This is a genomic window from Pseudomonas sp. B22(2017) (genome assembly GCF_002113105.1).
In the GTDB taxonomy this organism is placed as follows: Bacteria; Pseudomonadota; Gammaproteobacteria; order Pseudomonadales; family Pseudomonadaceae; genus Aquipseudomonas; species Aquipseudomonas asiatica.
On the sequence record NZ_NEJN01000006.1, the window covers coordinates 215493 to 227896 of the forward strand.

4 protein-coding genes and 1 pseudogene are annotated in these 12404 nt (G+C 64.7%); 4 read left to right on the top strand and 1 reads right to left on the bottom strand.

Going from position 1 to position 12404, the window contains the following annotated elements; translation table 11 throughout:
* Window positions 1-25 precede the first annotated feature (25 nt).
* Window positions 26-1132: a 2-aminoethylphosphonate--pyruvate transaminase gene (locus tag CAG18_RS15540; RefSeq protein WP_015269647.1), complete on the bottom strand. Its 1107-nt coding sequence runs from the start codon at window positions 1130-1132 to the stop codon at window positions 26-28.
* Between the two features lie 112 nt (window positions 1133-1244).
* Here CAG18_RS15540 and CAG18_RS15545 point away from each other — a divergent pair, with 112 nt between their 5' ends.
* From CAG18_RS15545 to CAG18_RS15560, 4 genes and pseudogenes are all read left to right on the top strand, one after another.
* On the top strand, window positions 1245-2108 hold the full coding sequence (locus CAG18_RS15545) for a LysR substrate-binding domain-containing protein (RefSeq protein WP_015269648.1): 864 nt from the start codon (window positions 1245-1247) through the stop codon (window positions 2106-2108).
* Between the two features lie 57 nt (window positions 2109-2165).
* On the top strand, window positions 2166-3188 hold the full coding sequence (locus tag CAG18_RS15550) for an AraC family transcriptional regulator (RefSeq protein WP_085721154.1): 1023 nt from the start codon (window positions 2166-2168) through the stop codon (window positions 3186-3188).
* A gap of 228 nt (window positions 3189-3416) precedes the next feature.
* Window positions 3417-7775, top strand: a pseudogene (locus CAG18_RS27515) (NEL-type E3 ubiquitin ligase domain-containing protein).
* A 120-nt stretch (window positions 7776-7895) separates the two neighbouring features.
* Window positions 7896-12326, top strand: coding sequence for a dermonecrotic toxin domain-containing protein (locus tag CAG18_RS15560; RefSeq protein WP_085721155.1), 4431 nt, complete (start codon window positions 7896-7898; stop codon window positions 12324-12326).
* Window positions 12327-12404: the final 78 nt, after the last annotated feature.

Sequence of the window (12404 nt, forward strand, 5' to 3'; positions counted from 1 at the left end):
TTCCTGAAATTGGGTGGGCAAAGGGTCAGATGTCCAGCACTTCCATTTCCCGCAGCACCTCGGCCACGGCATTCACGGCGGCCTGCATGCCATCCGCTCCGACAACGCCGATGCAGCCGACACGGAAGGTTTCCACCTGGGTCAGCTTGCCCGGGTAGAGGATGAAGCCCTTGGCCTTGACCCGCTCGTAGAAGTCCTTGAACTGGTAGCGGGGATCGTTCGGTGCGTGGAAGGTGACGATGATCGGCGCCTGGATCTCGGCGGGCAGGAAGCTGCGCAGGCCGATGGCGGCCATGCCGTCGAGCAGGGTCTTGCAGTTGTCGGCATAGCGCCGGTGGCGTGCCGGCAGGCCTCCCTCCTCGTTGTATTGCTGCAGCGCTTCGTGCAGGGCAGCGACCACGTGGGTCGGCGGGGTGAAGCGCCATTGGCCGGTCTTGGCCATGTAGGTGTGCTGGTCGTGCAGGTCCATGGCCAGCGAGTGGGCGTTGCCTTCGGCAGCGGCCAGGGCGGTTTTCTCGGCAAACACGAAGCCCATGCCAGGTACCCCTTCCAGGCATTTGCCGGAGGCGGCGATCAGCGCCTCGAAGGGGATGGCGCGGGCATCGATCGGCAGTGCGCCGAACGAGCTCATGGCGTCGATGATCAGGCGCTTGCCGTGGCCTTTGACCACTTGGGCGATCTCGGGCAGCGGGTTGAGGATACCGGTGCTGGTTTCGCAGTGGATCAGCGCGACATGGGTGATGGCCGGGTCGGCGGCCAGCAGGCGGTCGACGTCGGCGGCGGTGGTCGGCTGGTCTTCGGCGGTTTCGAAGGTGCTGTAGGCACGGCCCAGCACTTTGCAGATCTTCGCCAGGCGCTGGCCATAGGCGCCATTGATCAGCACCAGGACCTTGCCGTCACGCGGCACCAGGGTGCCGATGGCCGCTTCCACGGCGAAGGTGCCGCTGCCTTGCAGGGGCACGCAGTGGTGGCTGGCGCTGCCGTCGATGATGGCCAGCAGTTGCTCGCAGACACTGGCAGTCAGTTGGTTGAAGTCGCGGTCCCAGGAGCCCCAGTCCACCAGCATGGCTTGGCGGGTGCGGATTGATGTGGTCAGGGGACCGGGGGTCAGCAGAATCGGGGCGTTGCTCATTCCGTTATTCCTCACAAGCGGTGGGCTGAAACTACGGGGCCTAGGTTGCAATTGGCGCTGTCATCAATCAAATTGTTTGTTGTTATCCGAGCTATAAGTAAGGCCGATAAATATGAACCTGTTCCAGTTGCGTGCCTTCGATGCCGTGGCCCGTGAGGGCAGCTTCACCCGTGCCGCCGCACGCCTGTTCATCAGCCAGCCGGCAGTGACCGGGCACGTGAAGGCGCTGGAGGAGCACTACCAGATCACCTTGCTGCGGCGTACCGCGCGGCGGGTTGAGTTGACCGAAGAGGGCACCCGCCTGGCAGCCATCACCCGCGCCATGTTCGGGCTGGCCGAAGAGGCGCAGGCCATGCTCGAGGCTAATCGCCAATTGCTGACCGGGCGCCTGGAGGTGGCGGCCGATGGCCCGCACCGGGTCATGCCGATGCTGGCGCTGCTGCGCGAGCGCTACCCGGGCATTACCGTCAACCTGCGCTTGGGCAATGCCCAGGAAACTTTGGCGGCATTGCTCAGCGAGCATGCCGACGTGGCCGTGCTGACCGAGATCGAGCCGCGCAAAGGCCTGCATCTGCAGAACCTGTGCGAGTCGCGGTTGTGCGCCTTGCTGCCGGCGGGGCATGCCTGGGCCAGCGGCGAAGGTGATTTGCCGCTGGCCGAGCTGCACCAGCAGATCATGGTGTTGCGCGAGCCCAGCTCCACCACCCGGCGCACCTTCGACAAGGCCTGCAGCAAGGCCGCCGTGCAACCTCGGGTGCTGCTGGAGCTGGATAGCCGCGAGGCGGTGACCGAAGCGGTGGCCTCGGAGCTGGGCATTGGCGTGGTGTCGTCCACCGAAGTGGCCAATGACCCGCGGGTAGTGGCACGGCCGCTGGCCGGTGACGGCCTGGTCAACCAGCACCTGATCGGCTGCCTGGAGCGCCGCCGTGAGCTGCGCCTGATCCAGGCGTTCCTCGGCCTGGCGGCAGGGCTGTGATGGCTGTTTTCAACGGGGCGGCCTAAGATGGCCGGCATTGAGCCGACAGGACCGTCGATGAGCGAGAAAGACACCATTTCCATGCAGCTGGTGCGCGAAGCGCTGTTGCAGACCTGCCCCGCTGGCGAGCCCGATATCGGCTTGCTGGCCCGGGCGGGTATCGCCGTCGAACAGCTGCACCTGCCAGCGGCACGAGTCAGTGCCGAGTCCTATGCCCGGCTCTGGCGCCTGCTGGCGCGGCGCTGCAACGATGAGTTCTTCGCCATGGACCCGCGCGGTCTGCGCAGCGGCAGCCTGGCGTTCATGTGTCGTGCCAGCATGGGCCAGCCGACCCTGGGCGCTGGCCTGGAAACCGCGCTGGCGTTCCTGTCACTGATGCTTGAAGACCTGCAGCCAAGCCTGGTGCGCCAGCAGGGCCTGGCCGAAATCGTCATCAATGAACCGCGTGACACCCCGCGCCGCGCTTTCACCTATTTCACCTTCTGGATGATCGTGCACGGTGTGACCTGCTGGCTGGCCGGGCGACGTATCCCGATCCTGGCCATCGATCTGCGCTGTGCCGAACCGCCGTTCTGCGATGACTACCGGGTGATGTTTTCGGAAAACCTGCAGTTCGAGCGCCCGCGCACGCGCATGATCATCTCTGCTGAATGCCTCGAGCTGCCGCTGCGGCGCAGTGAGGAGGAACTGCAGCGCTTTCTGGCCGAGGCACCGGGCAATATCCTGGTCAAGTACCGTGACCCGGCCAGCCTGGGGCGGCGCATTCGCACCGACTTGCTGAGCCTGGACCCGGGGCAGTGGCCCGATGGCGACAGCCTGGCACGGCAGTTGTGCCTGTCGCCCTCTACCCTGCGCCGGCGGCTGGCTGAAGAGGGGCAGAATTACCAGGGGTTGAAGGACAGTGTGCGGCGTGAGCTGGCGATTGCCTGGCTGAGCCAGGAAGACGCAGCCATGAGCGAAATCGCCGAACGCCTGGGTTTTGCCGACAGCAGTTCGTTCTACAAGGCGTTTCGCAAGTGGTTCGGCTGCAACCCCGGGCATTACCGTGCGCTGATCCTCAAGCGCGGCAGTGGCGGCTAGGGAACCACGCCTTCCCGCTGCCGGCCGCCGCCGCTGGCAAGCATCGTGACGAGTCGATCACTGACCAGGAAATCGACGATGTCTCAACCTGCCTTGCATCCCAAGTTGCTTCACCCCGCCGAAGACTTCATCGCTCAAAGCTTGCCCGCCTGGTTGAAGGCGGCCAAGCCCAAGCAGCTTGCCAGGCTGCAACTGCGTTTCAATGCCTATCTTGCGAGTCAGCGGCAGATGGCAGGGTTCGCCGACCGCCTGCAGCCTCTGGACCGGTTTGCCAAGCAACTGTTCGAGCCTGCCTTGCGTCAGGACAGCCAGCTGAAGCTGCAGGTTGACCTGGACAAGCTGGTGTGGCGCGAAACACGCGCACGGCTGGATGTGAGAACCGGCTTGATCCCTGATTATCAACCGTACTTCGTGCGCATGCCGGCCTTGCAAAAGCTGTTGCAGAACTTCAAGGCCAACGAGTCCTTCTTCCTCGGCACCGCCTTGACCCTCCCGGGAGCCCACCAGGACGAGCAGGTGGTAAGCGAAGACATCGACCGGATTGTCAGCCTGTGCCGCCAGGTGGATGTCGGCAGCGCCTACCAGCGGCACCTGGCGCAGGTATTGACCCCTGACTATGAAAAAGCCCTGACCACCGACCGGCGCCTGGAACTGGCCGTGGCGGTCGAGATCGCGGCCATCAAGCAGCAGCTGGATCCGCAAGACCTGCTGCTGCTGCGTGTCGCGTGCAAGGATGAACACGCCGTGATCAAGGGGCCGCTGCAGCTGGAGATCGGTGCGCTTCAGGTCCTTGGCTGCCGGGTGGATGGCGCGCTGGCGGTTGAATTGATCGAGCAGTCCCGCCACCAGTCCACGTTTCCCTTCGGGGTACCTGGGCGCTTGAAAAGAGTGATCCTGTACACCCCTGACGATCAGGCGCAACCCCTGCGCGCGTTCACCAACTGGGATGAGGCGAACCGCGTCCTGGCCACGGCGATGGGCAACCAGGACTATCGGCAGGCATTCGTGCGGCGCATTGCCTTGGGTGATCGCGCCACTTGTGAGCAGGCCCTGGCCACCCGCTTGCAGGATGCACAACCTGACCTGGAACCCCGCAGGGTGTTGGAAGCGGGGGACGGTTTTGCGTCGATGGCCGCCTGGCACATTCAGCGAATCAAGGCCGATGCACGTTTCCTTGCGGTGCCCACCGCCCAGGCCGATGACGCGGCTTCGGAGCAGCGCCTGGACGAGCTCAAAGGCGCCGGCCTGGTATTGCTCAACCTGGCGGGCCTGTTCGTGCCGGTCATCGGGGCTTTGCTGCTGGCGGACCTTGCCAGGCAACTGTTGACCGAAACTTTCGAGGGCGTGCGTGACTGGCAGTTGGGCCATCAGCATGAGGCCTTGACGCATATGCTTCAGGTGGCCTTCAGCGTGGCAACCACCGGTGCGGTGGTTGTCGGTGTCCATCTGGCCCGCAGCGCATTCGTCGAAACCTTGGAGCCGATTATCACCGAGGATGGCCGGCAACGGCTTTGGCGCAATGAGCTGGCGCCTTACCAGGACATTACACCACCAGTACAGCTGACGGAGCTCGACAACGGCTTGCTAGCCGAGGGTGAGCGCCATTGGTGGCGGTTGAATGGAGCCTTGTATCGGGTAAGGCAAACCGCCAATGGCGTCTGGCGCTTGCTGCATGCCGATGGTGAGGCAGCGTTCGGGCCGGTGCTGGAACGCTGCTCTGCGCGTGGCTGGCGGCTGGCTTATGAGCGGCCACTGGAATGGCAGGGCGCCGCGCTGTTGCTCGGGCGGCTCTGGCCGGCTGCGGCCGCGATGGACGCTGTGCGGGTGGAGCAGGTGCTGAAAGTCGCGGATGTCGACGAGGCCTACCTGCGTGGCCTGCTGGTGGAGCGGCGAGCGATGCCAGTGCAGCTGCGCGATACCTTGCAGCGCTTTGCCGTGGACGCGCGCGCGCAAGCCTTTTTCAGCCGGCTGGAAGCGGGGGAGGCCGATACCGATTCCGACTTGTGGCAATGGTGCATCGAAAGGCTGCAGCTGCAGGATGAAACCGTCGAAGAACAGGCGCTGTCGATCGGTGACGCGGCAATCGAGTTGCGTGAGGCGATGCTCGAGCATTTCTCCAGGCTTTACCTGGCTGACGACCCGCTGCTGGGCTTGATCCAGCGCGACTTCCCGACGCTGCCAGAAGCCTATGCCCTCGATGTGCTGGAGCAGGCCACCGAGGCTGTGCGCTTACGCATGCAGGCAGAGTCCCGTCTGCCGCTGGCATTGGCTGAGCAGGCGCGGGTGGCCCTGCAACTGGCGCGCCTGACCCGCATGCGCGAAGCGTTGTACCTGCAAGGCAGTTACCGGCCGGAAGTGGTGGCGCTGGCCTTTGCCCTGCTGCGTCGGCATGGCCCCGGCGCTGCCGGGTTCAACCTGGTGTTGCGTCGTGACCCGTATGCTGGGGCGGCGATGGAACGGCTGTTCGCCGAGACCGACCTTGAGCAGGACGTGGTGCTGGTCAGGCGGGAAGGGCGCTTCCAGCTCTACAACGACAGAGGCTTGCCGGATGAGCGCGAGGTCGCTGCCCCCGAGGGGCTGTTCGAGGTGCTGGCCGCTTGCCTGCCCGTGGAATACCGGGTGCGACAGGGTTGGAATGGCACCGATGCGCCGACCAGAATCCGTGAGCAGATGCAGGCCTGGCTACCCGGTGACCGGCAGGCCCTGCTGCGCCTGCTCGGCTGGCGGGAGGCAAGGCCCATGGCATCGCCCATGCAGCGTTTGGCCGATGGCCGAGCGGGCTATCCACTGGGTGGCTGCCAGTCGTGCATCGGCTCGCCGGAGCGTGTGGTGCGGCAGCGGGTGCGCGCCTTGTACCCCGGTATCGGGGATGTCGGCGTCGATCGCTATGTCCAGAGCCTGTTGGACATGCGCGGGGGCCTGTTCGAGAACCTGCTGCGTGTCGAGCAGGAATACCGCCGCCTGGATGACAGCTTGCTGGCCTGGGTTGCAGAGGTGGCGGGCAGCGCCAGCCGCGCACGCCGACGCGTCGCAGATTCGTTGCGGCGTGCCTGGCAGATGCGCAGCGACCGCGCCGTCGGGGCTATCGGCAACGATGCGGTGCTCAGCCTGAGCATCGTCGCCGTACCGGTGGGCAGCCTGCCTGTATTGCCGATCGGGACGGACTTCTCGCACGTGTCGGAATTGACCCTGTCGGCGCTCGGTCTGGATGCCATCCCGTCGGGGTTCCTCGCCTGCTTCCCCGATCTGCTGTGCCTGGACATGAGCGACAACGCCTTGCGTGCGCTACCTGCGGGGCTGGAGCGGTTGACCGCCTTGCGCCAGTTGCTGATGCCGCGCAACCGTATTCGTATCTCGGAGCCGCAGGCCAATGTGCTGACTGGCCTGGCGCTCTTGCGTTCGCTGGACCTGAGTGACAACCCGCTCGGCGATATCAGGCTACAGTTCGAGCGGTTGCCCAGCCTGCGGATCCTGCGTTTGAACCGCGTGCAGATGACGGCGCTGCCCCGGGGCCTGGAGTGGTGTGGCCTGTTGGTGTTCGCCGACCTTCGCAACAACCAGATAGCCGAGTTGCCGGCAGCCTTGTTTCAGGCCCCGTTGCAGTTGCGCCGTGCCATGCACCTGGAGGGCAATGCACTGCCAGTGCAGGATCTCGATCGCCTTTATGCCGCCGAACGCCTGCTGGCCACGCCCCGCCCGCAACGGCACGCCCCGGCCCGGGAACAATGGCTGCAGACCCTGGACCCAGCGGCGCGGCAGGAGCAGCAAGGGAAATGGGATGCGCTGAATGCCGAGCCCGGCAGCCTGGCTTTCTTCGAGCTGCTCAGGCAACTGACGAGCACGGCCGAATTCAGCAAGGCGCCGGCCGAACTCGGGTTCAGGGTATGAGCAATGCTGGATGCCGCCCATGCCGATACCGCCACGCGCATGGCGCTGTTTGACCTGGCAGCGGAGCCCACCACCTGTGTGGACAGCGTTTCCACCGTGTTCAGCCGCCTTGAGGTGCGCATGCATGTCGAGCAGGCCACCCGCGGCGGCGACCCGATCTCGACCCGCTCGGCACGCCTGCAGCTGGCCAAGCGGCTGTTTCGCGTGCACTGGGTGGAGAAAATCGCCCGGCGAGAAATCGACGCCCGCTACCAGGATGGACGCTGGAGCCGCGGGAACCATGATGAAGAGGAGGTGGAGGTCAATCTTGCCTACCTCAGCGGCTTGGCCCAGCGCCTGGACCTGTTGGGCCAACCTCGCCACATGCAGTTTGGCAGGCTGGCCAACGTGTCGCCGCTGCAACTGGAGGAGGCCTTCAAGGAAGTGCTTGAGGTTGAGGCGGGCGAGCAACGGATCGTGTTCATAAGCGAGCGTGATTTCTGGTTGCCGGTACTGCGGGCAGAGCATGCGGACGACTTCGAAAGCCTGGAAACGCAATTCTCCCTGCGGCTGGAAACACTGGACGAGCAAAGGGAGGCCTTGACCAGTGACGAGTACTGGAACCTGAGCAACGCTCTGCGCGACGAGCGCGAGCAGGCCCTGGCCAGCCTTGCCCAGCGCCTTACGCGCGAAGCGTTCATGGTGCCAGAGGCAAAGTGACGGCGCTTCACGGGCGGCACGCAGTGTGCCGCCCAGCTTCTACCGCAGGGCTTCCCTCTGCGCAAGCGCCGGCAGGTTGCACACCATGCGTGGCTTTCGACAGCCATCCAGGGACCTGCCATGACCCGCGAACCACACGCACCACAGCCCGCCTCTGCGTTTTCCAGCCACTTGCACGACGGTTTTATCGGTGATCGGTTGCCTGCCTGGCTCAAACAGGCCACGCAAAGCCAGATACGCACCTTGCGCGAAAGCCTGGAAGCCCATCATGCCACCCAGGCCCGGTTGCGCGGGATCACCCTGGCACTGCCGTCGCCGCAGCAGTTCGCCGAACGGCAATTCGCCAGTTTGTTGCGCGAGCCGCTGCCGGGCGACGTAGCGTTCTGGCAGTTGGAGTGGCTGGAGGTTTCCCATCGTTTCTCGTCCGCGCCCGGCGCTGAGCCGCCATTTCCCACCTACGGGCAACGGCGTGAAAACGGCTTGCTCCGCCTGATGCGCAACTTTGCCGCCAGCAACGATTTCTACCTGGGAACCGGGTTGGTCGCGCCGGGGCAGGAACGGGTACTTTCGCGAGGCACCGATGAACTGGTCGAGGCGTGCCGCAAGCTCGATGCCGGGCGCCTGTACCAGCAGGAACTGGACCGCACATTCGATGCCACGGCACAACGCGTCCTCTGTGAAGACAAGCGCTCCGGGCTGCGCCTGGCCGTGCAGGTTGCCGCGCTCAAAGGCGAGATTACCGAGCCGGTCAAGGAGGCATTGCACGCCTTGGTGGATGAACCCGCGGATCGGCGATCCGCCAGCCTCACGGGCCACCCGGGCCTGCTCGAAGCCCTCGGTTGCCCAGTGGCGGATGGTGTGTGGATTCAACTTCGCGACACACATGGGCAAACGCAGGGCGGCGTGCTCTACCTGCCCAGCGACCCGGTACAGGCGTTGCGACACTTCGACAGCCATGCCTCGATCAATAGCGCGCTGGTGGCCGAGCTGCGCCATGAACCCTATCGCCAGGCGTTCAGCCAGTTGATCGGCCTGGATCAGCGTGCCGGGTTCATGCACAAGCTGCGGGCCCGACTGGAGGATGACCAGCCGGACCTGGAACTCGATGGCAGCGTGCCGCAGCATGACATTTTCCAGGCGCTGGCTGCACAGCAGACAAACCGGGTGAAGCAGGATGGCCGCCTGTTGCTGGTGCCGACCGCCGATGCCGATGAAGCCGCGTCGCGTGAACGGCATGAGGCGTGGAAGGCCGCCGGCCTCGATGTGCTCAACCTCGCTGGCCTGTTCATTCCGGTGGTGGGCGGCTTGCTGCTCGGGCAACTGGTGGCCCACACCCTCTCGGAGGTTTTCGAGGGCACGCAGGACTGGTTGCGAGGCCATCAGCACGAGGCGCTGGAGCACATGCTGGGCGTTGCCGAGATACTGGCGGGCACCGCCGCGACGGTGGCGGGCGTCACCTTCGTGCGCAGCGCGTTCGTCGCGGCGCTGGAGCCGGTAAGGCTCGCCAATGGGGCGGGGCGCTTGTGGGCCGGTGACTTGGCGGTCTTTGCCTCGACACCTGGAACGGTCACCTTGGGCGCGGACGGTGCCTATGCCGATGGAGGGCGCCGCTGGATAAAGGCCGACGGAGTCTTCTACGAGGTTCACCGGCCTGACCCCGATGGTCCCTGGCGTCTGCGCCATCCCGGTCGCGAAGAGGCGTATGGTCCGGTCGTGCTGCACAATGGCGAACGTGGCTGGCGCCTGATGCACGATGAGCCGCAGCGCTGGCGCGACCCTGCGAAAATGCTCGATACCCTTTGGCCGCGCAATCAACCTTTCGATAGCCAGCAGGCGCAGCAGATCTTGCGCATGGCCGGCATCGATGAGGACGAGCTGCGCGGCCTGCTGGTGGAAAACCGGCGAACGCCCGCCAGCTTGCGGGAAACCCTCAGGGCATTCGATGCCGACGCTCGGATCGACACATTCTTTCGCGATCTGGAGCGCGACACTGTCTCCGATCAGGACTTGCAGCTGCTGGCCTGGTGCGAGGCCCGACCGGGCAGTAAAAAAGGGCGTGCCGCAGTGCTTGCGGACCGACCAAGGTCAAGCGACCTGCTGTTCGCTCGGCTGACACGCCTGCAAGAATCGTCGGAACCTTTGCTCAAGCCGCTGATGGCGCTGGGGTTGCCTGAACCCTATGCGCGCGATCTGGCCGATGGGGCAAGTCACGATGCCCGTCAGCAGTTCGTCAACAGTGGGCAGCTGTCGCACAGGTTGGCCATCCAGGCCAGGTCATTGTGCTCGGTGGCGAAGGTGAGCAGGGCGATGACAGGGCTTTATCTGCCGAGCGCGTATAGCGATGAAACGGGAATGCTTGTGTTGGCATTGCTGAATGTCGAGGCCATGGATGCGTTCAGCCTGGCATTGAGAAAAGCTGTTTCCGATGCCGTGGAGCTGAAGCGCATCGGTTCGGTTGCTGACGTGGTCGACCAGCGGGTGCTGGTGCGTGAGCAAGGGGTTTTTGCCCTGTACGACGGGCGAGGCCGAAAACTCGCGATGCAGCCACCTGCGTCCTCGGATGTTTTCCAGGCCGTGCTGGCCGCGCTCAAGTCGCGCAACCTGCTGGGGCGGTTGGGCCTGGCCGAGAACGCCAATGCCGAGCGCCTGCGCGAGAAGCTCATGGCGTACCTGGGTACCCATGAGGAAATAGCCCGCATGCTGGGCTGGGCGTCGACGGAGCGCTGGTTCAACCCTGGGCAGCGCCTTGCCGATGGCCGCGTCGGTTACCTGCTCAGCGGGCGCGCGGCACTGCCCACCACACCCAGGGAACAACTGCGGGCCGGCCTGAGGCGATTCTTCCCGGGGCTGGGCGATTCGCTGGAAACGCAAGTTGACCGCTGGCTGCTGCAGAATGTGTCGGTCGCCGATGCGCTCCTGGCGCTGCAGGACGATTTTGAGCAGTTGAACCGCGTGCTCAATGGTTGGGTGTCGGCTGCGCTGAGTGACACTTTGCGGGCGCGACGCCAGCTGTTCGCCGAACGATTGCTGCGTGCCTGGCAGGCGCTTGGCGACCATGTGGTGGTCGACAGTGACGGCAAGCGCCAGGGGCTGCGCCTGGTGTTGAATGATCTGCCCACCGATTCGTTGCCGGTCATGCCTGCACCTATCGATTTCTATCACGTAACCACCCTGGTACTGAGCGAGACGACCATCGGGGTGGTGAACGAGGAGTTTCTGCGGGCATTCACCTACCTGCAGGAGCTGGACCTGAGCCACAACCAGCTGCTGCGCTGCCCGCGCGGGCTTGGCTACCTGACCAACCTACGCCGGTTGCGCCTGGGGCATAACCGCATTCGCCTGGATGCCCATGCCATCGAAGCACTGAACGGGTTGCCGCTGCTCAGTCACCTCGACCTGAGCTACAACAGCCCGCTGGGGGTGTACGAAATGCGCTTCCATCACCTGCCTCATCTGATCGAGCTGAATTTGCGTCGCTGCGGGCTCAGCGAGTGGCCCAGAGGGCTCGAGTTGTGTGGCTTCCTGCAACGAGCCGACCTGCGTGACAACTTCTTGCGGGGTGTGCCTGACGGCGTGCTGGCCATGCCGCTGGAGTTTCGCCAGCGCATCCTGGTCGATGGCAACCGCCTGAGCATGGCTGATTACGGCAAGCTATATGCCTTGGAGCCGCTCCTGGAAGAGCCGCAGGAAGAGATAGGCCGAGCCTGGTGGGTCGGTTCCGACTCCGCCAGCCATGGGCGCGGCGAGCTTTGGGACCGGCTGAGCACCCGGGACGAAAACGCCCGCCTGTTCGATCTGCTGGAGCTTTTGCAAGGCTTGGCGGACTTCAGCTGGCCCAAGACTTATCTGCTGCGCATGGGCTGGCAATGCCTGTCGATGCTGGAGACAGACGTCGAGTTCGCTCGCCAGGCGCAACTGGCGGCCGACGATGTGGTAATGGATGACAACGGTGCCATCGACCTGTTCAGCCGACTGCTGCGTCTGCATGCCGAGCGCGACGCGGCAGGCGATGGTGCGCAATCCCGAGGCCCGAAGTTGCTGGCGTTGGGGCGCGCCTTGCACCGCCTGGACCGCCTTGACGAGTATGTCGAGACCGAGCGGCAAAACCTTGAAGGCTTCGCCGAGCCCGCGGTACTGGCGACGTTGGCAATGCGCTACAGGGTACGCTTGCGCACCAGGCTCAGGTTGCCGTTCCAGCCTGTCAGAATGCGCCTTAAAGCCGCTGCCGTAGGGTTGAGCGAGCATCGGCTGCAGTCGGCCGAGGCGGCTGTGGAAAGGGCGAACGTTCTCGTTGCTCTAGCGGCCGATCTGTGCACGCGTGCGTTCTGGCAGCGCTTTTTGCAACAGCACTTTGCCCAGCCGTTCAATGACCTGGAGCAACTCGCCGCTGAGCAGCGGGCGGCCCTGGCGGTAAGGCGCGATGAACTGGGTGAAGCACAGTATCTGAACCAGGTACAGGCGCTGGATGCGCAACTGCAGGCCGATCGGCTGGCGTTGCAACAGCAACTGACCCGGCACTACGTGATCAGTCTGGAGCGCGCACCGGGCTGATGGCCACCGGCCAAACCGGTCATCCAGTTTGACAACTTAGGCCATTGCCGCGACGCCAGCGCGGCGCGAACATCATCG